The sequence below is a fragment of the Bartonella saheliensis genome (assembly GCF_902162175.1).
The window spans coordinates 62,885-84,366 of the sequence record NZ_LR607201.1; the positions used below are offsets into that span (position 1 = coordinate 62,885).

General features: G+C 37.4%; 18 protein-coding genes. 7 read left to right on the forward strand and 11 right to left on the reverse strand.

Annotated features, from left to right (window positions below):
- Positions 1-424: 424 nt before the first annotated feature.
- Both FS875_RS03935 and infC read right to left on the reverse strand, forming a co-directional pair.
- Positions 425-2,191, reverse strand: a complete 1,767-nt coding sequence (locus FS875_RS03935) for an ABC transporter ATP-binding protein (RefSeq protein ID WP_144753330.1) — start codon at positions 2,189-2,191, stop codon at positions 425-427.
- A 1,497-nt stretch (positions 2,192-3,688) separates the two neighbouring features.
- Positions 3,689-4,207, reverse strand: a complete 519-nt coding sequence (gene infC / locus FS875_RS03940; RefSeq protein ID WP_144753333.1) for a translation initiation factor IF-3 — start codon at positions 4,205-4,207, stop codon at positions 3,689-3,691.
- A gap of 194 nt (positions 4,208-4,401) precedes the next feature.
- Here infC and FS875_RS03945 point away from each other — a divergent pair, with 194 nt between their 5' ends.
- The 3 genes from FS875_RS03945 (at position 4,402) to dapE (ending at position 7,357) form a co-directional block, all read left to right on the forward strand.
- The gene (locus tag FS875_RS03945; RefSeq protein ID WP_144753336.1) at positions 4,402-5,181 is read left to right on the forward strand and encodes an alpha/beta hydrolase; all 780 of its coding nucleotides are present in this window, start codon (positions 4,402-4,404) and stop codon (positions 5,179-5,181) included.
- Between the two features lie 33 nt (positions 5,182-5,214).
- Positions 5,215-5,955, forward strand: coding sequence for a M48 family metallopeptidase (locus FS875_RS03950; protein ID WP_144753339.1), 741 nt, complete (start codon positions 5,215-5,217; stop codon positions 5,953-5,955).
- Positions 5,956-6,184: 229 nt separating this feature from the next.
- Positions 6,185-7,357, forward strand: coding sequence for a succinyl-diaminopimelate desuccinylase (gene dapE, locus FS875_RS03955; RefSeq protein ID WP_144753341.1), 1,173 nt, complete (start codon positions 6,185-6,187; stop codon positions 7,355-7,357).
- A 434-nt stretch (positions 7,358-7,791) separates the two neighbouring features.
- Here the strand turns inward: dapE and hemW are convergent, their stop codons facing one another.
- Together hemW and rdgB are read right to left on the reverse strand one after the other, a co-directional pair.
- Entirely contained in the window at positions 7,792-8,991 is a 1,200-nt protein-coding gene (gene hemW / locus FS875_RS03960; protein WP_144753344.1) for a radical SAM family heme chaperone HemW, read from the reverse strand.
- Complete coding sequence (gene rdgB / locus FS875_RS03965; protein ID WP_144753347.1) at positions 8,988-9,635, reverse strand: RdgB/HAM1 family non-canonical purine NTP pyrophosphatase; 648 nt, start codon at positions 9,633-9,635, stop codon at positions 8,988-8,990. Before rdgB ends, hemW begins: the two co-directional genes overlap by 4 nt.
- Before the next feature lie 480 nt (positions 9,636-10,115).
- On the opposite strand from rdgB, the gene hrcA reads away from it, so the two are divergent.
- Complete coding sequence (hrcA, locus tag FS875_RS03970) at positions 10,116-11,186, forward strand: heat-inducible transcriptional repressor HrcA (RefSeq protein WP_120121571.1); 1,071 nt, start codon at positions 10,116-10,118, stop codon at positions 11,184-11,186.
- Between the two features lie 124 nt (positions 11,187-11,310).
- Positions 11,311-11,970 carry a nucleotide exchange factor GrpE gene (gene grpE / locus FS875_RS03975; protein WP_144753350.1) on the forward strand — a complete coding sequence of 220 codons (660 nt, stop codon included), beginning with the start codon at positions 11,311-11,313 and terminating at the stop codon, positions 11,968-11,970.
- A 104-nt stretch (positions 11,971-12,074) separates the two neighbouring features.
- Here the strand turns inward: grpE and thpR are convergent, their stop codons facing one another.
- The 6 genes from thpR to FS875_RS04005 all read right to left on the reverse strand — a co-directional run bounded on the left by thpR (position 12,075) and on the right by FS875_RS04005 (position 17,116).
- Positions 12,075-12,614: an RNA 2',3'-cyclic phosphodiesterase gene (thpR, locus tag FS875_RS03980; RefSeq protein WP_144753353.1), complete on the reverse strand. Its 540-nt coding sequence runs from the start codon at positions 12,612-12,614 to the stop codon at positions 12,075-12,077.
- Positions 12,615-13,230: 616 nt separating this feature from the next.
- Positions 13,231-13,527 carry an HPr family phosphocarrier protein gene (locus FS875_RS03985; RefSeq protein ID WP_120121574.1) on the reverse strand — a complete coding sequence of 99 codons (297 nt, stop codon included), beginning with the start codon at positions 13,525-13,527 and terminating at the stop codon, positions 13,231-13,233.
- Positions 13,528-13,544: 17 nt separating this feature from the next.
- Entirely contained in the window at positions 13,545-13,943 is a 399-nt protein-coding gene (locus FS875_RS03990; RefSeq protein WP_144753356.1) for a PTS sugar transporter subunit IIA, read from the reverse strand.
- Between the two features lie 135 nt (positions 13,944-14,078).
- Complete coding sequence (locus tag FS875_RS03995) at positions 14,079-14,534, reverse strand: HPr kinase/phosphatase C-terminal domain-containing protein (protein ID WP_144753359.1); 456 nt, start codon at positions 14,532-14,534, stop codon at positions 14,079-14,081.
- 35 nt (positions 14,535-14,569) lie between these two features.
- Positions 14,570-16,354 (reverse strand): sensor histidine kinase, encoded by a 1,785-nt coding sequence (locus FS875_RS04000; protein ID WP_144753362.1) that lies wholly within the window; start codon positions 16,352-16,354, stop codon positions 14,570-14,572.
- 39 nt (positions 16,355-16,393) lie between these two features.
- Positions 16,394-17,116 (reverse strand): response regulator transcription factor, encoded by a 723-nt coding sequence (locus tag FS875_RS04005; RefSeq protein ID WP_039759370.1) that lies wholly within the window; start codon positions 17,114-17,116, stop codon positions 16,394-16,396.
- Positions 17,117-17,502: 386 nt separating this feature from the next.
- Between FS875_RS04005 and lysM the strand changes: the two genes are divergently transcribed.
- A complete protein-coding gene (lysM, locus tag FS875_RS04010) occupies positions 17,503-17,958 on the forward strand; it encodes a peptidoglycan-binding protein LysM (protein ID WP_144753365.1) in 456 nt (151 codons plus the stop codon).
- Positions 17,959-18,079: 121 nt separating this feature from the next.
- Here the strand turns inward: lysM and FS875_RS04015 are convergent, their stop codons facing one another.
- Positions 18,080-18,634, reverse strand: a complete 555-nt coding sequence (locus FS875_RS04015; RefSeq protein ID WP_144753368.1) for a copper chaperone PCu(A)C — start codon at positions 18,632-18,634, stop codon at positions 18,080-18,082.
- 1,000 nt (positions 18,635-19,634) lie between these two features.
- Here FS875_RS04015 and dnaK point away from each other — a divergent pair.
- A partial coding sequence (dnaK, locus tag FS875_RS04020; RefSeq protein WP_144753371.1) for a molecular chaperone DnaK occupies positions 19,635-21,482 on the forward strand: 1,848 nt, incomplete at its 3' end.

The window sequence follows — 21,482 nt, forward strand, 5'->3', positions numbered from 1 at the left end:
TAAGGCATGTCTCGCAATACCCACGAGCTGATAAAATAGTATGAATGGTGCTGACTTGCTCCTTCATAAGCGTAAAGATGGAGGTGCTCAATGGATTTATCGTTATAAAATTCACGGATATTGTCGCGAAATAAGTTTGGAAGAATATTGAGAAACGCCTCTTTAAAACAAGTCAGTGAATTTGCAACTTTTCTTAAAAAGAGAAGAAGGTTTTTATTCTCATTGTATGATTAAAACTTAATGGCATTCAACAAAATAAAAGGAAAGGTTTTTATCTAAATCCAAGAAGCTTATTTTCAATAAACCATAAATTTTTTGCCAATTTTTAATTGAAATAATATTTTCCCTTGGTAATTCTGTTTTTACAAGTGGCACGTTAGCTTCTATCCATTTTTTACTTTAAATCTCTTTTAACACCTAGAAATTAGGGCGTGTGTTTTTTGAACTGGATATTATGAAGTTTTTTATAAAATCCATGTTCTTTTGCGAGTAATTCTTTCTGAGTTCCTTGTTCAATCAGTTGTCCATTTTGTATGACCACAATTTTATGAGCACGAGCAATCGTTGAAAGACGATGAGCAATAATGATCGTTGTACGCCCTTTGGTAAGATGATGAATGGCTTCATTAATTTGTGCTTCGGTGTGTGAATCGAGCGCACTTGTTGCCTCATCAAGAATGAGAATTTCACTATCGTGAATCATGGCTCTAGCAATAGCGAGTCGTTGTTTTTGCCCCCCTGAAAGATTACAGCCATTATCGCCTATTTGTGTATCATAACCATTTGGCAAATTCATAATAAAATCATGAGCATTTGCTGCTTTTGCTGCTGCGATAATTTCGTCATCACGAGCACCTTCTTTTCCAAGTCCAATATTATATTTCACGGTCCCTTGAAAGAGAAAAGTATCTTGCCCTACATAGGCCATCAGATTTCTCAGAGAACGAAATGTTGCGTAGCGGATATCGTGATCATTAATCAATATGCGTCCTTTTGTGGGGTCATAGAGGCGCATAATAAGATTGATAAGTGTTGACTTTCCTGAGCCGGATGGTCCTACCAATGCGGTCATTTTTCCGGCTTCTATTTCTAGATTGATATCTTTTAATACCATTTTGTTATCAGTATATGCAAAAGAAACATGTTCGAAACGAATAGCTCCTTGCGTTTTATTTAGATCTTTAGCTTTTTTATGTTCTGTAACAGTAAGGGGACGATCAAGTATTTCAAACATCGTACGGATATTGACCAAGCCAGATTCAATTTTGACACGGACATTTGCTAGTCTTTTTGCGGGTTCATAAGCTAAAAGTAAAGCAACAATAAAGGACATAAACTCACCTTGAACACCTGCGCGTTGGGTTGCAAGGTATCCAGAAAAACAGATAATACCGGCAATGGCGACACCTGTGAGTGTTTCCATAATCGGATTGGTAATCGCTTCAAGTGTTGCAATATTGTTTGTTTGTTTTTCAACATCACAAATGGCTTTGTCCATCCTTTTTTTCATGACTTCTTCTAGTGAAAAAGCCTTAATAACTCGAATGCCAACAGCTGTTTCCTGTACAATTTTGATAATTTCACCAAGTGAAAGAAGTTCTTTTTCCATAAGGCGGCGAACGCGTTTTAAAGCCATTCGAACACCGAAAAAAGCCAGTGGTCCTACGATTAAAGTAATGGAGATTAACACAAAGTTTTGAATGAACATGACAAGCAACAAACCACTAACGGAAAGCAAATCACGCACAAAAGTTGTGATAATCGTATCAATGATATTACGCACAGCTGTCGCATTATGGGTCACGCGAACAAGCAGATCAGATGACGTGTTATTATGATAAAAAGAGACACCTTGTTCCATAAGGCGCGCATAAATTTTGCGCTGTTGTTCAGCAATGATACTGTTGCCCGCTTTGCTTAAAAAGTAAGTTTGGGCAAAAGTTGCAATCCCTTTAAGAATAAAGATAAAGGCAATAAAGCTAGAAATCAAAACGATCATAGCAAAATTTTGCGCATCAACAATATAATTAACAACATCACGCATAATCCATGCACTGGTTGCCGTTGTGCAGGAAATAATGATCATTGAGATAATAGCCGCACTATACCAACGCGCATGTTTATGAAAATTTTCTCGCAAAAGGCGAATAATAAGATGTTTGTCAAAAGAGGAAAGTTGTTTTTTGGCCATGAAGTGCTTCTATATTTTCTTGTTATTTTATGCAAGATTGAAGCGCCCTTAATTCAAAAGCTCCTTAATCTTTTTTACAAAAAGAGCCTTTTTCTTTTAATACGTGTCATACTCTTTCATGTGAGAATGCCTCGTATAATGTAAAATCCTCCCATAAATGGTTTGTGCAACACTATTTCATTTATATAAGATATAAGCTGATACTACTATTCTATTGGCATTCCCATATTGCAACTCTCACCTAGACACTTGAAAAAGTTCATAAGAGAATTATGGCTTCTTTCTACGCATATGATACCATCACTTATGACGCACAAGCGAATATTTTTGTGTGATTTCATATTGAAAAGATTTGAAGTGATATCATATTTGTTTCTCTTATTAGAAGAGAAAAAATATAAATTATCATTATTAATTAATATGTTATTCTACTCCGCTCCATGTAAAATATCGCGCAAGAAATTTTTTATGCTTTGAGCATTTATAAATACATCATTTTCATTCTATAATTTTGCATATCCGCTTTATCCTATTGCCTTCAGAAGGTTAGATTAAAGGAATAAAAAAATTTCAAAGGCTTTAGTATTAAACAAACAAAACAATTTCTCTTTAAAAGAGATAGTGGCTAAAGTTGCTGAGAATGCTGACAATAGAGTGGATAATAAGAGGGAATTTGTACTGAGCAGATGATCTTTTATTTAAAAAAGCAAACACAGGTTGTCCACTGGTTTATTGAATACTGTTTGGTAAAGTGTTGTTATTGAGCCTCCCATCTTTTAAGCTTATGAAGGAATAAGCGAGCACCATCACACACTTTTCAAGCTTGTGGGTGTTGCGACAATCCTTGGCACTCGAAATTCTCCATAAGAGACATTTTTACTCTTTTCTTATACAGTTTTTATTCACGCATGCTTCTCCATTTGCGATGTGCAAAGCAAGAGATTTTGATTGACTCAACATGAAACAGATTTGAAATGAAAAAATCCTACGATCTTTGAGACTTTTATTCAACATGCAAAACAATGAATTATTTTTATAAATCAGTATGTTGCTATTACAAATAACAGATGAGAATAATCGTTAATGGGCACCATTATCTTTACGATTATGAAAGTTCAAATTAAGATCCTCATTCCTTTACCCTTTTCCATATTGCTATAGGCTTTGGCATTTGAAATGGTTCACAAAAGACATTTCTACTTTTTAATATTTTATGTATTATCTCTGTTTGTGATGTTCAAGCAAATGATTTTTTGCTGGACTCCACGAATAAGAGAGCTCAAAATGAAGAAGATCTTACGATGTTTGTGCTCTCTCATTTAATACGCAAAATAACGCATTCTTCTTATAAATCGAGAAAGCATTATTAAATTCTTCAAAGGATCTATATAGATTTATAAAACCTTAAAAGCACCACGAAACTCTACGTAGTGCTTCTAACGAATATCCGCTCGCTTATCTTTATAAGCTGCGCACAGACATTATTTCAACGAAAAACTATTTAGGTGCTATCACCATCATTATTTGCCGCCCTTCAAGCTTTGGCTCCAGTTCAATCTTGGCAATACCGCTTGTATCTTCCTTTACACGCTGAAGAAGCTTTAATCCCAGATCCTGGTGAGCCATCTCACGACCACGAAAACGCAAAGTAATCTTTACTTTATCGCCATGGTCAATAAAACGATGAACAGCCCTAAGCTTGACTCCATAATCATGGACATCAACATTCGGGCGCATTTTAATCTCTTTGATTTCAATGACTTTTTGTTTTCTACGTGTTTCAGCAGCTTTTTTTTGAGTTTGATATTTTAGTTTGCCCAAATCGATGATTTTACATACGGGTGGTTCCGCATTTGGTACAATTTCAACCAAATCAAGCCCGGCTTCTGCGGCCATAGCAAGAGCTTCTTGTATCGCAACAACTCCTTGATGTTGTCCCTCATCATTGATAAGCTGAACATGAGGCACCCGAATGTCATGATTTGAACGCGGCCCGTCTTTTTGGGTAGGTGTCATTTTAAACGGTCTACGAATGGTTTATGCTCCTTAATTTTGATTCAACTACGGTTATTTAATATACAATTATGTACATAAAAACAACTATAATTCGTGTATTTTTCATTATTTGATTTGTTACTTTTTTTAAGAATTTAGATTATAAAAGTTTTGCTTTTGATTTAAAGAAGTTGTTTTATGGAGGAAAAAAAATCATGAATCAAAATATTCCTTGCCAGTTTTTTTCATTTGAAGACACTGCTCTTGCAGTGCGTCATCGCAAAGGGCGTCAATCTCCAGGTTTGGTTTGGCTTCATGGCTATCAATCCGATATGTTGGGAAGTAAGGCGATGTTGATTGATCAGTTCGCTCAAAAGCATGATTTGTCTTGTTTACGTTTTGATTACTCTGGTCATGGGGAATCTGAAGGAGATTTTTTTCAGGGAACGATTTCACGTTGGGTGAGCGAAAGTTTAGCAACTTTTGAAACTTATTGTGAGGGGCCGCAAATTTTGATTGCTTCCTCTATGGGGGGATGGATTGCTTTAAGGCTTTCTATGATGTTAGCACAGAAAAATAAGAAGCTTGCTGGTATGATATTAATTGCTCCAGCGCCTGATTTTACACAAACTTTGGTGGAACCAGAATTAGGCCCTGAAGAATGGAAAATTTTGGAAGAAAAAGGCTATATTGAACGCCCTGCTGTTGGTGATGAGGAGCCGATGCCCTTTACAAAAAAATTGATTGAAGATGGACGCGAAAATTGTGTCATGAAAGGATGTATTGATGTTGGCTGTCCAGTTCATATTTTACAAGGGATGGAAGACGACAAGATACCCTATCAGCATACATTGACTTTACTTGATCATTTACCTCTTCATGACGTAACATTAACACTTGTGCGTGATGCGGATCACCGTTTTTCTCGTCCACAGGATTTAGATTGTCTAGAAACAGCTTTGAAATCTTTGATTAATCAGATTAATGCAAAATAAGGGGGACTATTTATTGATGATGAAGATAAATATATGAGCATTTCTGAAAAGCATTTTATTTTTTCTGATCACGTTATTCCTGTACGTGTGCGGGAAAATAAATATGCACGCCGTTTTACCTTACGTATTGATGCCAGAAACCAGGAGATTTGTGTAACAACACCACCAGCGATAAATCTCTATGCGATTGAAAGTTTTATTGAAAAACATCGGTCTTGGATTGAGACGCGCCTTACGCGTATACAAATTTCTCATGAAAATACCTATCTCAAAGAGGGAGCAACAATTCCTTTCTTGGGTGTTTCTCATACCATAAAGCATGAGCAAGGACGTGGAATAACAAAAATTGTTACAACAGATGCAGAGCAAGGGCCTAAAATTATTGTTTATGGTCAATTAGAATATCTTCCAAGACGCATTGCTGATGTTTTAAAAAAACAAGCAGCACTTATTATAACACCTTTGGTGGCACATTATGCTCATCAGGTAGAGCGGAAAGTCAAATCCATTTGCTATAAAGACACGAGAAGTCGTTGGGGATCTTGTTCCATCGATAAGCGCCTTTCTTTTTCTTGGCGCCTTATTATGGCTCCAAAAGAAGTTGTTGAGTATGTTGTTGCTCATGAAGTTGCTCATCTTGTTGAAATGAATCACGGACCAAGATTTTGGGCTCTTTGTGAGAAACTTTGTCCTGATAGTAAAACGTATCGTGCTTGGTTGAAAGAAAATGCTCATAGACTACACGCTATTAATTTTGATTCATATAAATTATAGGCGTAAAAAACGTGCAAATGAGAGCAATATTTAACGGAACTTTTTGTTGAGTGTTTCGTTGTGTGTGTGCTTCGTCATGCATGATGAGGAAGCCATTGAAGCTCTCAGCACGATTGTCCTCCCCTGCTTGGTTTGCTGAGTGTCTTCAATGTTTTTACTTTATCTTTTTTGCTATTCAGCGTAATACCCTTAAGTTCCGATGACTTATAACAAATGGGAAGGGGTTTTTATGTCGGTTCTTACAGATCCACTTCAGCTATTACAGGAACTGATTCGTTGTCCTTCTGTTACACCTCATGAAGCAGGGGCTTTATCAACGTTGGAACAATTTTTGAGAAAAATAGGATTTCATGTTGAGCGCCCTATTTTTACAGATAAAAATACAGATAATGTTGAAAATCTTTATGCAAAAATGGGAAGCGAAGGCCCCCATCTTATGTTTGCAGGTCATACAGATGTTGTACCGCCAGGTGCATTAGAAGATTGGACTTATCCACCTTTTGAAGCTGTTATAGATCAGGGGAAATTATATGGGCGGGGTGCTGTTGATATGAAAGGTGGTATCGCTTGTTTTATTGCGGCTCTCGCGCGCGTTCTTGAGAAACAATCCATTAAAGGAACAATAAGCCTTTTGATTACTGGGGATGAAGAGGGGCCTGCTGTTAATGGTACGGTAAAACTTCTTCAATGGGCAGAAAAAAAAGGCGAAAAATGGACTGCTGCTCTTGTGGGGGAACCAACAAGCGTAAAAGCTGTTGGTGATGTTATTAAAATTGGTCGCCGCGGATCAATTTCTGGGGTCATTACCGTGAAAGGTCGCCAAGGTCATGTTGCTTTTCCAGAACGGGCTGCCAATCCTTTGCCTTTGGCAAGTAAGCTTATTCAAGCATTAACACAAACGGCTTTAGATCAAGGGACAGAGAATTTTCAACCCAGTAATTTAGAACTAACAACCATCGATACCGGTAATTTGGCAGTCAATATTATTCCAGCGCAGACAACGATTCGTTTTAATATACGCTACAATGATCTTTGGACAAAAGAAACCTTGATGGGGGAAATTGAAAAGCGTCTTGCTTTGGTGCAATCAAAAAATAATAGTGGTCAATATCCTTCTTATCAGCTTGAATGGATTCCGAGTTTAGGGGATGTTTTTTTGACCAAAAATGATAAACTTATTCAAATTTTATCCAATGCTATTAAAAGTGTAACAGGGAGTGTGCCTGAATGCTCTACGTCTGGGGGAACTTCAGATGCGCGATTTATTAAGGATTATTGCCCCGTGATTGAATTTGGTTTACCAGGGAAAACGATGCATATGGTAGATGAATGTGTTGCCCTTGATGCAGTGGAAACGCTCACAGTTATTTATGAGCGTTTTATTGTTGATTTTTTTGTCTAAAGAAATAATTGTTCGGTTCAATGATATCTTTATCTTATTTTGCATAGAACCCTTTTGTTCCCATACAGCATTGTCATTTGAGGTGTTAATATATCAAGCTGTTTTAGAATACGTGGTGTGCAGTTTTAAGGCTGGAATTTTTGCTCGTAAAGCCGTTAGTTTTGTGAATCATCACCTTTATCGCTTCTAAAAAAAGAAAATCAGACCATCATATACTTTCTAGCTCAAAATATGACGATAATTTTTAGCATTTGAAAGTGTTTATAAAAGTCATTTTTATCCAAAAATTCCCTTGCCTTTAAGAGGTAAGTGAAGGGTTATCATTAATGTATTATAAATAGTTTTGAAATGAAAAGATCTTACGATACTTGAGTTTCATTTTTGCTATGAAAAATCATTATGATCATTAAAAGCAATATGTCGCTATAAAAACTTTAGTTTGCAAGTTGGCTGATGATGTAATCAAGAACAATACGTCCTTTGGTTGTTGCTTTTAAGCGTTGGTTATTCACCATTTCGACCAATTCTTGTTGTTGTAAATCAATCAGTTTTTCCATTGGGATGCGTTTTGGGCTTAAAGTTTCATAACGTGTAAGTTCCAAGCCTTCACAAAGGCGTAACCCCATAAGGAGCATTTCATTTGCCTGTTGCTGAAGAGTTAATCGTTCTGTTTCAATACAGCCATGCCCTGTTTTTTCGACTAATTCAAGCCATTGTTCGGGATTCTTTTCATTGATAGTGACATAACGTTCATGGTTTTCAAGGTGTGATAAAGATGTTTTTGAAAAGGTGGAAGAATGATTTGATATGTTTTCAATAAAACGACCGTGCGCTCCTGGACCAAAGCCTGCATATTGGTGATAACGCCAATAAAGAAGGTTGTGTGCTGATTCAGCACCAGGCATGGCATGGTTTGAGATTTCATAGGCGGGAAGTCCATATAAAGCTGTTATTTCTTGGGTAAGATGATACAGATCTGCTGCAAGCTCTGATGGGGGAAGGATGAGCCTTCCTGCATCATGAAGTCGTTTAAAGGCGGTTCCTTCTTCGATTGTCAATTGATACAGAGAAAGATGGTCTGCTGCCAAATCAATGGCTTGTACAAGTTCAGATTTCCATTGTTCAAGGGTTTGTTCGGGGCGAGCATAAATAAGATCAAAGGATAAGCGTGGAAAAATTTGCCGTGCTAAATCAATGGCATAAAGAGCTTGTTCTACATTATGGAGTCGGCCAAGTTTGCGCAATGCTTTATCATTGAGTGCTTGTATTCCTAGAGATAAGCGATTAACACCTGCAGCGCGATATCCGCGAAAACGTTCTGCTTCCACACTGGATGGATTAGCTTCTAATGTAATTTCAACTTTATCATCAAGTATCCACTTTTTTGCAAGTGCTTGCAAGAGGGCATCAACAGTTTGCGGCTCCATAAGAGAGGGGGTACCCCCACCAATAAAAATACTCGTAATATGGCGTGGACCTATTTTATGATATTGCGTTTCTATTTCGCGCTCAAAGGCGGTGACAAAACGCGGCTGATCAACACCATGAACACGAACATGTGAATTAAAGTCACAATAGGGACACTTAGCAGCACAAAAAGGCCAATGAATATAAATGCCAAAAGGTTCATTCATGAGAATGCCAGAAGGTTTTCTGCCAAAAGTTTAAAAGCCCGTGCGCGATGTGAAAGAGGTTGAATGTCATTGTATTTCCAGCTGTGTTTTTGCTCTGTTGACATTTCTCCAAAGGTATTTTCATATCCATCTGGTAAAAAAATAGGATCAAAGCCAAAGCCTTTATCTCCTCGTGGAGGCCAAATGAATGTTCCTTCAACGTATCCGCGGAAATAATCTGCATGAGTATCTGGCCAAGCGATACAAATGACAGATATAAAACGGCATTTTCGTTGGCTTTTTTCTCGCGCTCCGACTTTTTGAAGTTCATCTTCTATTTTTTGCATCGCTTTTGGAAAATCACGTGTACCGTCATCTTGAATCGCCCAATCAGCTGTATAAACGCCTGGTGCACCATCCAATGCATCGACTTCTAAGCCTGAATCATCAGAGAGAGCAGGAAGTCCTGTTTTTTTTGCTGCTGCAAAAGCTTTAATGTAAGCATTTTCTTCAAATGTTGTTCCTGTTTCTTTTGGTTCTGGCAAGCCAAGCTCTTTTGCTGATTGTATTATTAAACCGAAAGGTTCAACCAAAGTGGTAATTTCATGTAATTTGCCGGTGTTATGTGTCGCAATGACAAGTCTTTTATCCGCTATACTTCTCATATAGATTTCTCCAAAAATGAAAGGGAAACTATTTTTGTGCTAGGAACCAGCTTAAATGCTTATGTATCATTCTGCTTGATTTTACATAACAGAGTTATTTTACACGTTTTATGATATTTTATTCAAATAAAATTTTTCGTATTTTGTGAAGACAACGATTAAAAAGACATGAGAGACGATTTTTTAATGAAAGTCTTTTCATGATAAAAATCTAATTTTCTACTCCCAGTGGTTTATAAATAAACAAGCTCCTCTTCGTAAGCTCCTAAAGAGACGAATTACTGTCTTAAATATCCAATCACCCACTCTAATAAAAAACACCTCATGCATAATTTATTATGCTTATACCATCACTCTAAAAGATGGTGTTTTATGGCTCAATAGGATAATATATTTTGATACTACTTTAGATTATTTGACCAAACATTGGCAAAACTTATATAAGAGAAGAGTGTTTTTTTAAGTAGTGAAATAATTGTGATGAAGCACAAGCCTATTGATAATGAGCTAAAATATCTTGATGAGCGTTCGCGTGATATTTTCCGCCATATTGTTGAAGCCTATCTTAATGATGGTGAACCGGTAGGGTCACGCAATCTTTCGCGACTTTTGCAACAGACCTTATCACCTGCGACGATTCGCAATGTAATGAGTGATCTTGAACATCTCGGTTTGATTTATGCACCGCATGTTTCGGCAGGGCGAATGCCAACCCAATCGGGTTTACGCTTTTTTGTTGATGCATTTATGGAAGCGGGTGATTTGCCAAACGAAGAGCGAGAAAATATTGAAATGCAAGTCAAAGAAGCGGGTCATGCACAATCGGTTGAGCATTTTCTTGTTCAAGCAAGCCGAGTTCTTTCAGATCTCTCCCGTGGAGCAGGGCTTGTTCTCGCAACAAAACAAGAAGGAACATTAAAACATATTGAGTTTGTGCGCCTTGATAGAGAGCATGCTCTTGCTGTTTTAGTGACTCAACAAGGTGAGGTTGAAAATCGTATTGTTCATTTGCCAGAAGGGGTTACCCATGCACAATTGACAGAAGCAACAAATTTTCTTAATGCCCATATTCAAGGGCGCACATTGAGTGAAGCTAAAGGGGAAATAGCTTGCTTATGTGCAGAAACACGGGCTGCACTTGATGATTTATCACATCATCTTGTTGAAACGGGATTAGCTCTTTGGGGGGGGGAAGGTGCTGATCATAAAATACACCTCATTGTTCGTGGACGGAGTAATTTGCTTGAAGATGTGAAAGCAGAAGAAGATTTAGAACGGTTACGCCATTTGTTTGATGATCTTGAAACACGTGAAAGTATGGCTCAGCTTCTCGATTTAACGGATGAAGGGTCAGGAGTTCGAATTTTTATTGGTTCAGAAAATAAATTATTTTCACTTTCTGGTTCTTCTTTAGTCGTAGCACCGTATCGTGATTCACAACAAAGAGTCATTGGTGCTTTAGGTGTTATTGGTCCTACACGGCTTAATTATGCAAGGATTGTGCCCATGGTTGATTATACAGCCCAACTTGTGTCACAGTTATTGCGTTAAACGATGTGGTTAAGTATTTGTACTATAGAAGCTCATTGTATTAATATACATTAATACCCCTTGATTTTTGTCTGTAAAATTTCGATATCGAGAATAACAAATCGTATGAAGGAATAGAATTTTTATGTCTGATGAAAAAAACAAGTTTACTGATGCTTCATTTGAAAATCGTGATTTAAAAAATCCAGCTGATCGTAATGCACTTAAACAAGCAGCGGATGAATTTTTAAAAACGCATAAAACAGAAGCACACGGAGGCGTTGAAGAAGAAAGTAATGAGGTTGATCCTTTAGCGTCTTTACAGGATGAAAACAAAGAGTTGAAAGATCAGCTTTTACGTCTTGCTGCGGATATGGAAAATCTTCGACGCCGTACTGCGCGTGATGTAGCAGATGCGAAGGCTTATTCCATTGCTAATTTTGCACGAGATATGTTATCTGTTTCTGACAATCTCAATCGCGCTTTGGAAGCGATTCCAGAAGGTTCACGAGAGAGTGATTCTGGTTTGAAATCATTAGCAGAAGGTGTTGAAATGACTGAACGTGCCATGATGGCAGCATTAGAACGTCATGGGGTGCAGAAAATTCATCCAGAGGGACAAAAATTTGATCCTCATTTTCATCAAGCGATGTTTGAAATTCCTAATGCCGATGTTCCCGATAACACTGTTCAACAAGTGGTTCAGGCTGGTTATATTATTGGAGAAAGGGTTTTACGTCCAGCGATAGTGGGTGTGGCCAAAGGAGGAACAAAAGAAGCTTCTGTTGAAACTGATTCGGCTTAAAACATATCAGTACAAGTTTCCAGTGTAAAATGCAGCATTCCCTGTAATTTCGCCTATATGAGGTCTTTTCTCAAAGAGTTTTAAAGGGTGTTACAAACACCCTTTTATCTTTGAAGTGGCCAACTTCCTTTTACAATATATGGAGCATCGCTTGAGGGAGATGGCGATGAAAATAAAACAAAATGATCAACATCAAAGGGAGGAAATGAAAAATCACTCCGAGAGGACAGATAAGGAGGAAGGTCTTCAGGCTTAATATCGAGCAGTCGCGCAATAGTAATATGCGGTGTAAATTCTTTTTTATCAGGCTCTAGTCTCAAGTGGCTACGAATACATTGCATCTTTTCGTGTAAAAGATTGAGAGCTTCACAAGGTTCAATGCGGACAACAAGAGAATGTGGAGCGTTTTCTGAACCAAAAACGTCAAAACCCTTCATTTGTAGCATAAAAGGAGGGAGCTTTATTATGTCAAAGGCATGCCTAAGTGCGTCTTCTGTATCACTTTCAACTTCACCGAAAAAAGATAAAGTGATATGAAAATTCTGCGGATTAATCCACTGCGCATTTGGTAAGCCATTTTGCAACGATACAAGTTGCTGTGTTGTTTGTTCAAGAATCTGAAGGGCACTAAATAAACGATCCATAATGTTATCTCCTTATAATGAAAAGATACTATCCCAAGTGCAATAACAGATAAAAAGTGCAATAACAGATAAATTGAAAGTGAAAAATGTCACAGAAGATAAGGCAATAGTATAGAAAAATAATGTCTAAAAAATGCTTACCATAATTATAAATGTACAAAGGTTATTTGTTGTAAGAAAATGATATTGATCAAAATAAAAACTGCATTTTCGTAATATGCATCATAATGATCTGAAATCGGGAATTGCTTGTGTATTATAAAGGCTACAAAGCTAGCAGAAAATAAAGAAAGTTGATCAATTTCTGATTTGTGAAATTATCTTGATATTTTCTTTTGCTTAAAAGCAAATATATTTAGTCTAAGTCAAAATTCTCTTTTCTGTAAAGATGGTATGATAACAACCACAATATACAATAACTATTAAATGGGCCAAATAATGTTAGGACAGCAAACAAAAAAATCTGCATAATACAATTAGAATAAGCTGTCATATTTATAATTTACAGTGGATATGAATCTCGGCATAAAAATGAGAGAAGAAATCACAATTCAAGATAATGATAGAAAATTCTTATTCTCTAAGGATCGTCATTCTTGTTTATTGTGAGAAAGGGCTAGTTTTCCTCTCCAAAGTTGTTATTGATGAGCTTTTCAAGAGCATTAAGAGCATCTGTTGCTTCTGGTCCCCAAACACGAATAGTGAGGTTGCAACCGGATGAAGCCGCTAGCATCATGAGTCCCATAATTGATGTTCCACCAACGATTTTTCCATCTTTTTCAACTTCAACAGTGGCATTAAAATTGTCAACAGTTTGTACAAATTTTGCAGAAGCTCTTGCGTGCAACCCACGTTTATTACAGATATTAAAATGACGACTAAGTTTAGAGGGGAGAGGGTCTTTGGAAAGCATTAGTGTTTAATTATCCGCTATAAAATCATACTTGGTACATTAATATATTTACGCCCTGCTTCTTGTGCTATTCTTAACGCATCTGATAATGAGATATCAGGGCATTTGCGAATAGAAATCAATTTAATAAGCATGGGCAAATTAACCCCCGCAATCATTTCAACGCGTCCTTTTTCAATAGCAGGAATAGCTATATTTGATGGCGTCCCACCGAACACATCTGTTAATATGATGACGCCATGATCTGTATTTGTATCGGTTACTGCGGCTATAATATCACCTCGGCGCTGATCTATATCGTCATCGGGATAAATACATATTGTTGCGAACTTTTCTTGTGTTCCAACAACATGTTCCACGGCATGTAAAAATTCGACAGCCAGCTCACCGTGCGTTACAAGCACGAGTCCAATCATTTACGCAAACTCCTGTTAACTAATAAGATCCAACCATATTGGTGGGAAGGATATTTTACAAGGCTTTGTCTTGCTGCCAAGAAAAATTTGCAAAAAAAAGGCAAAAAGTGTGATTTTTTTATCGTTGGAAAAAAATTAGACGGGTTTATGCCATATTTTTCTGAACAAAAATGCTTCAATAGCTTGACAAATAGCTGTGCAATCGGCCTCGTGAAGAGAGGGAAGTTTTAAAAGAGGAATGTGCAAATCTTCAAATTGAAAAGTTTTATTTGTGGAAAAACGTTCGTATTCAGGGCCAAGAAAAATAATACAATCGATAGTTGTTTGCTTTTGAAATTCTATTATGTAGAGACCAGCACCACGAATCTCGATACCGCCCTGTAAGTCGTCAGGTGTGTATCCGTGAAGTTTTCCATTTTTCACACGCAGCATTGTATAATCATCACTGATAAGTTTTGCTTCACGTTTTGACCACTCAGCGCGGTCGAGCAAAGCAAGGGTGATGGTTGATTTTCCTGATCCCGATGGACCTATAATCAACAGCCCCCTTCCTCCCAGTTGAAGGCAATTTGCGTGGAGTATTTCACACATTTTATTTTCATGTCCTTATATTTTGGGTAAAAGATTTATTTAACGAGGGGAAGCATAATAATAAAACGTGCACCAATTTTACATTTTCCAAGTGCTGGATCAATAATATTTTCGGCTGTAATTGTTCCATTATGGGCTTCGATGATTTGCCGACTAATAGAAAGACCGAGTCCAGAGTTTTGTCCAAAAGCATCTTCATTTGGTCGATCAGTATAGAAACGTTCAAAAATGCGTTCAATATTCTCTGAACGAATACCGGGGCCATTATCTTCAATGGTTAAAATAAGAGTTGAAGCATGACTTTTCATAGTAATGCAAATTTTCCCTCGATTACGGGGAATAAAGGAACGTGCATTTTCAAGAAGATTGGAAATCACTTGCCCTAAACGGAGCTCATGTCCCAACACAAGATAAGGTTTTCCATAAGGACGTGGGGTAATATTCAGGCTTACATCGATGGTTTGGGCATTGCGATATACTTCCTGAACGGCATGAACAAGACTTTCCAAAAGCGGTGTCATATCAACAATCTCTGCGGTTTCTCGTGCCAGCTCTGCATCGAGCCTAGAGGCATCAGAAATATCTGTAATCAGCCGATCAAGACGACGCACATCATGTTGAATAATTTCAAGTAACTTTTCTTGTGCTTCTTCATTTTTAGCTAGAGGGAGGGTTTCAACAGCACTACGGAGAGAAGTGAGGGGATTTTTTAATTCGTGGCTTACATCAGCCGCAAAGCGTTCAATGGCTTCAATACGCATATAAAGAGCATTGGTCATGTCACGAATAGAGGTTGAGAGATGACCAATTTCATCTTCACGCATTGAAAAATCAGGAATTTCTACACGCTGATTATTGCCATTCCGCACTCGGTTAGCAGAGGCAGATAATTTGCTTAATGGATGGGCAATCGTATGGGCTAAAAAGAGAGAAAGAACCAAGAGTACACTGCCTACAACGACAAAGACTTTAAATATAACCAGTCTTTCGGCCTTCACAATGTTATCAATATCGGAGCCAGTTGTTGAAAGAAGAAGGGCGCCAACCACTGCGCGATAGCGTTGAACAGGAACAGCAACAGAAACGATAAGTTGACCTTGTCTATTACGTCTTTTGGCGGTAGCAAGAGATCCGTTTAATGCTCTGTATACTTCTGGATAAGCAATCCCACGGCTTTTTGTTTGTTCTCTATCAAGAGCAATCCCTTTGCCATAAAATGTGTTTGAATACCATGAAGTAAGACGATCCCACATGTTTTGTTCTGTTTTGAGGGGGGGTAAATCATAGCTAAAAACGTCTCCACTAGAATAAAGAACCCGCGAATCAAGAAGTAAAGTAGCATCACGATCATAGATACGTGCTCTTGTCGTTTTAGGTGTGATGAGACGTCGTAAAAGAGGGGCTACTTGCTCAGGGTTAATGGGAAAGTCCCAAGAGTCGGTTGATTGAGGGGCGGGTGTAACGCTTTCACCAGCCTGTAACTCTAAGAGTTTTTGGGGGTCAATGAGGATAGAGTTTGTATCTACTGTTGCAGAAGCTGCAATAGCTCCAGCAATAATTTTTCCTTGGGTACATAAGCTTTTAATTTTTGCTTCAATTAAACCATCGCGAAATTGGTTAAGGTATAAAATGCCTGTAACCAGAACGGCAAGGGCAGCAATATTTAATATAACAATGCGGCGTGTGAGACTGGAAAAAAGCAATTGTCTAAAGAGACGTTGTATTCGAAGGTATAAATGAGAAAACATAAGAAATGGCGCTGAGGATATACCGTTAGGGGCTATTTTTTTTAGAGTTTCCAGTTGAGAATTGTCTGTCATCGATTTGATTGCCGTTCAAATTTTTGCGACAAAGCAGTTTCATACCTCGTGAAAACGATAACCTACACCATAAAGTGTTTCAATCATTGCAAAATCATCATCCACTTGTTTAAATTTTTTACGCAGACGCTTAATGTGACTATCAATGGTGCGGTCATCTACGTAGACCTGGTCACTATAGGCAGCATCCATTAAAGCATCACGACTTTTTACAACGCCTGGTCTTTGTGCGAGGGTTTGCAGAATCAAAAACTCAGTAACAGTTAAAATAACAGGTTTATCTTTCCATGTACAGGTGTGACGCTCTTGATCCATCACAAGATCTCCACGTTTGAGGGAAGAGGTGGAAGCAGTTCCTGTAGAAAGCGGTTGGTTACGAGCATTAGAACGGCGCAAAATAGCTTTTACGCGCTCAATGAGAAGACGTTGGGAGAAAGGTTTTGTAATAAAATCATCAGCTCCCATTTTAAGACCAAATAATTCATCAATTTCGTCATCTTTGGACGTTAGAAAAATAACTGGAAGATCAGATTTTTGACGTAAACGACGCAAGAGCTCCATCCCATCCATTCGGGGCATTTTAATATCAAAAATAGCTAAATGTGGGGGGTGAAGTGTGAGACCTTTGAGTGCAGATGCTCCATCTGTATAGCTTTCAACCCGATATCCTTCTGTCTCAAGCGCAAAAGATAGAGATGTCAAAATATTGCGATCATCATCAACAAGTACAATCGTTTGCGTGATTGTTGGTGTATCTTTCATGGTTTCTTAGACCTTTCTATTGCTGCGGTAGCAAATTACCCACACTTATTTATATGGGAGTTCACATTTTTTTTGCAAAACAAATATGATACAAATTGTAGCAAAGTAAAAAACCTATTGTCATTCCTGTAAAATCTTGTTTTGCTTTCATAATTTATAATGTTTCTACGTCTATTAAGATCCCTCCGTTTAAGAGAAAATTTGCATAAAGGCTTTTTTTATTAAAATTTATTGCAAAGTTTATTCTTATCTTTGTCCCAAAATTGAACAGGTTTCGTTTTGATTGTTGAAGTTTAGAAAATCCGCCTATGTGTTTTAAGAGCAAAGACAAGAATGTGGCAATATATGCACAAAAATTTGTTTCTGCTATACGAAAGGAGGCCATAATGGGATTTTTTAATTTTATTAAAACCGTAGGGGAAAAGCTAGGTATGGGGGACCATGAACCAAGAGAAAAAGACTTTAAGGCCGCATTTGATCATTTTCAACTCGATACAGAAAAAGTTAATATTCAAATTGAAGACGGTAAAGCTATTTTAAGCGGTGAGGTTCCAGATAGGGAAACACTTGAAAAAGCACTTTTGGTTGTTGGCAATTCACAAGGGATTTCTTCTGTGGATGTTGAACAATTAAAAGTTATAGATACAACGTTTAGAAAAACTTCTCGTTTTTATGAGGTTAAGTCTGGTGATAATCTTTGGAAAATTGCTGAAGAGGTTTATGGAAAAGGGCAAGGTGATAAAAATACATTTATTTTTGAAGCCAATAAACCAATGCTAAAATCTCCTGATAAAATTTATCCTGGACAAGTTTTGCGTATTCCTGAAGTTGACCCTATTTAGCGCATAAAAGAGGATAGTTTTTTGCTTATGTTATGGCATTAAATAAAACGAAGAAACGTGAAAATTTCACGCTTCTTCGTTTTATAAAATGTGTGTTTATAATAATTATAATAAAAAGAGCTTAGTGAGCAGGAGTGGATTTGGAAGGTGAGGTTGTTTTCATAGCGTGTATAGAGAAATCAACATTAATGGTTCCTGCATTCTCAAATGTCAATTTTGCGCTAACTTTATCACCTAGCTTGAAGGGTTTTGAAAGTCCCATAAACATAATATGATTACCACCGGGCTTAAGTGTGACTTCGCCATTTCCCGGGATTTCAATGCCATTATGCATTTTTTCCATTTTCATAATATCATTAACAACGGTCATAGTGTGCATTTCTGTTGTTTTTACGCCGTCTGCGGAAATAGAAACTAAACGATCTGGGGTATTACTGTGATTAATAATATAAAAATAACCGCTACTAACTTTTGCACCTTTAGGTGTTTCGCGTGCCCAAGGATTGAGAATTTCTATGTCACCAAGTTTATATTGCTGAGCATTTGCTGGTAAGGTTATACTCGCAAAAAGAAGAGCACACATGATATTTGCAATAATCTTTTTGTATGGATATGGTGCATATATTGTATCCTTAAAGATGAGTTTCGTTATTTTCTTGATAATAGATATCACCATTGATTGACCCTCCTTCATAAGATTCACACTGTGAATGTTCTTTCATTTTAGCAGATTTTTTATTTAAAATAAAAGCAAAGAATTGCTAAAATAAAATCGCTTTAAATTATGAGAAGAGAAACCATAGAGTTCTTTGATTTTAAAGGAATACAGGTAAAATTCACAGTGATAAAACATTTCTCAACATTTTCGTATTCATTTCAGAAAAGTATTTGTAAATGATAAAAATTTACAGTCCACCACTATTTTACTGAATAAAGATACAATACAGAAAGATCATATATTTGATCAACTTTTAGTCTTACAACAGCTCTCAGTACTTTAAAGCATTTATACAGAGGCATTATTTTTCGATTTTTAGAAGGATATAGTTAAGAAAAAGCTTTTAAAACACAGCTTTCAAATACAATGAATGATGAGACAATTAGAAGAAAAATTATTGAAAGGGGATCAATAGACAATATCAATATGAACATTTGGAAAAACATCATTTAATACTATGAAGGAGGCTCATAAAAATAGGTTCATAAGATATGATGGCTGTTTTAGTCTAAAGAAGGTTCATAATATTTATGCTGTAAGTTATTTTTCTTTAAGTGATGTTTTTAAAAGCTTTTATGTTCAATATTTCTTAATTCATGATGAGAGATCAAGGAGGTGTGTGCAAATGACTCTTTTTATTTTTATAGATAGATCTGTTTGTTGAGGACTGAAAGAAAAATATATTATGATCTTAACCCTTTCATAAATATGATATTTATGAATTATTAGAGTGCCTACTTTAAAAGAATTTTTTTATTTTGGAGATGTTTCTCTCATTATTCTCTTGTAGCAATAAAATCCTGTTCTTATATACGAGGCAGCGAGGCTTGTTGGCGACTTGCGATTTATTATTATTTATGTTGCTTAAAGTAGGATACGGGCTTTAAGTGTTATGAGGAGCTATCTTAAAAAGATGCTTTATGAAGGTTGAGGTAGCTTGCTGAATGGAGATTATAATATGGCAAAAGTAATTGGTATTGATTTGGGGACGACGAACTCTTGTGTGGCTGTTATGGATGGCAAAAACGCAAAGGTTATCGAAAACTCAGAAGGAGCGCGAACAACACCTTCCGTTGTTGCCTTTACGGATGGGGGAGAGCGGCTTGTTGGACAGCCTGCTAAACGTCAGGCAGTAACAAATCCTGAAGGGACAGTTTTTGCAGTGAAACGTTTGATAGGGCGCCGTTTTGATGACCCTATGGTTGAAAAAGATAAAGCACTTGTGCCTTATAAAATTGTTAAAGGTGACAATGGCGATGCATGGGTCGAAGAGGCGGGTAAGAAATATTCTCCATCACAAATTTCAGCGATGATTTTGCAAAAGATGAAGGAAACAGCTGAATCTTATCTTGGTGAAAAAGTTGAACAAGCAGTTATTACAGTTCCTGCTTATTTTAATGATGCGCAACGTCAAGCGACTAAAGATGCGGGTAAAATTGCTGGACTTGAAGTCTTACGGATTATTAATGAGCCAACAGCTGCTGCTTTAGCTTATGGTTTGGACAAAAAGGACGGAAAAACAATTGCTGTTTACGACCTTGGTGGTGGTACATTCGATATTTCAGTCCTTGAAATTGGAGATGGCGTTTTTGAAGTTAAATCAACTAATGGAGATACATTCTTAGGAGGTGAAGACTTTGATATGCGCTTGGTCGGTTATTTTGCCGATGAATTCAAAAAAGAGCAAGGAATTGATCTAAAGAATGATAAACTTGCTTTACAGCGCCTAAAAGAAGCGGCAGAAAAAGCAAAGATTGAGCTTTCTTCATCACAGCAGACAGAAATCAATTTACCATTTATCACGGCTGATCAATCAGGTCCCAAGCACTTAACAATGAAATTGACTCGGGCAAAATTTGAATCACTCGTTGATGATTTAGTACAGCGTACCATCGAGCCTTGTAAAGCTGCATTGAAAGATGCTGGATTAAAGGCTGGTGAGATTGACGAAGTTGTTTTAGTGGGCGGTATGACACGTATGCCTAAGATTCAGCAAGTCGTGCAGAACTTCTTTGGCAAAGATCCACACAAAGGTGTTAATCCCGATGAAGTGGTTGCAATGGGTGCTGCCATCCAAGGGGGCGTTTTACAAGGCGATGTTAAGGACGTGTTGCTGCTTGATGTAACACCTTTATCCTTGGGGATTGAAACATTGGGAGGCGTTTTCACACGTCTCATTGAGCGCAATACCACGATCCCGACGAAAAAATCGCAAGTTTTTTCAACAGCTGATGATAACCAGAGTGCTGTAACGATTCGCGTTTTTCAAGGTGAACGGGAAATGGCAAGTGATAATAAGTTATTGGCTCAATTTGATCTTGTGGGTATTCCCCCAGCACCGCGTGGTGTACCGCAAATCGAAGTTACTTTTGATATTGATGCGAATGGTATTGTTAATGTTTCAGCCAAAGATAAAGGAACGGGTAAAGAGCATCAAATTCGTATTCAGGCATCAGGTGGTTTAAGTGATGCTGATATTGAAAAAATGGTACAGGATGCAGAAGAGCACGCCGCTGAGGATAAAAAACGCCGTGAAGGTGTTGAAGCTAGAAATCAAGCGGAAGCTCTTATTCATTCGACGGAAAAGTCACTCAATGAATATGGCGATAAAGTATCAGCTGAAGAAAAGGGGCAGATTGAAACAGCAATATCTGATTTGAAATCTGCGCTTGAAAGCAGTGATACGGAAGAAGTAACAACAAAGATGCAAAAATTAGCAGAAGTCAGTATGAAACTTGGACAGGCTATGTATGAAGCGTCACAAGCAGCAAGCGCTGACACTGAAACAGAGACAAAGAATGATGAT

What these genes read in the sequence shown, in the direction of transcription:
- FS875_RS03935 (WP_144753330.1), bottom strand. Translation starts at nt 2,191, where the DNA reads ATGGCCAAAAAACAACTTTCCTCTTTTGACAAACATCTTATTATTCGC.
- infC (WP_144753333.1), bottom strand. Translation starts at nt 4,207, where the DNA reads ATGACACCTACCCAAAAAGACGGGCCGCGTTCAAATCATGACATTCGG.
- FS875_RS03945 (WP_144753336.1), top strand. Translation starts at nt 4,402, where the DNA reads ATGAATCAAAATATTCCTTGCCAGTTTTTTTCATTTGAAGACACTGCT.
- FS875_RS03950 (WP_144753339.1), top strand. Translation starts at nt 5,215, where the DNA reads ATGAGCATTTCTGAAAAGCATTTTATTTTTTCTGATCACGTTATTCCT.
- dapE (WP_144753341.1), top strand. Translation starts at nt 6,185, where the DNA reads ATGTCGGTTCTTACAGATCCACTTCAGCTATTACAGGAACTGATTCGT.
- hemW (WP_144753344.1), bottom strand. Translation starts at nt 8,991, where the DNA reads ATGAATGAACCTTTTGGCATTTATATTCATTGGCCTTTTTGTGCTGCT.
- rdgB (WP_144753347.1), bottom strand. Translation starts at nt 9,635, where the DNA reads ATGAGAAGTATAGCGGATAAAAGACTTGTCATTGCGACACATAACACC.
- hrcA (WP_120121571.1), top strand. Translation starts at nt 10,116, where the DNA reads ATGAAGCACAAGCCTATTGATAATGAGCTAAAATATCTTGATGAGCGT.
- grpE (WP_144753350.1), top strand. Translation starts at nt 11,311, where the DNA reads ATGTCTGATGAAAAAAACAAGTTTACTGATGCTTCATTTGAAAATCGT.
- thpR (WP_144753353.1), bottom strand. Translation starts at nt 12,614, where the DNA reads ATGGATCGTTTATTTAGTGCCCTTCAGATTCTTGAACAAACAACACAG.
- FS875_RS03985 (WP_120121574.1), bottom strand. Translation starts at nt 13,527, where the DNA reads ATGCTTTCCAAAGACCCTCTCCCCTCTAAACTTAGTCGTCATTTTAAT.
- FS875_RS03990 (WP_144753356.1), bottom strand. Translation starts at nt 13,943, where the DNA reads ATGATTGGACTCGTGCTTGTAACGCACGGTGAGCTGGCTGTCGAATTT.
- FS875_RS03995 (WP_144753359.1), bottom strand. Translation starts at nt 14,534, where the DNA reads ATGTGTGAAATACTCCACGCAAATTGCCTTCAACTGGGAGGAAGGGGG.
- FS875_RS04000 (WP_144753362.1), bottom strand. Translation starts at nt 16,354, where the DNA reads ATGACAGACAATTCTCAACTGGAAACTCTAAAAAAAATAGCCCCTAAC.
- FS875_RS04005 (WP_039759370.1), bottom strand. Translation starts at nt 17,116, where the DNA reads ATGAAAGATACACCAACAATCACGCAAACGATTGTACTTGTTGATGAT.
- lysM (WP_144753365.1), top strand. Translation starts at nt 17,503, where the DNA reads ATGGGATTTTTTAATTTTATTAAAACCGTAGGGGAAAAGCTAGGTATG.
- FS875_RS04015 (WP_144753368.1), bottom strand. Translation starts at nt 18,634, where the DNA reads ATGGTGATATCTATTATCAAGAAAATAACGAAACTCATCTTTAAGGAT.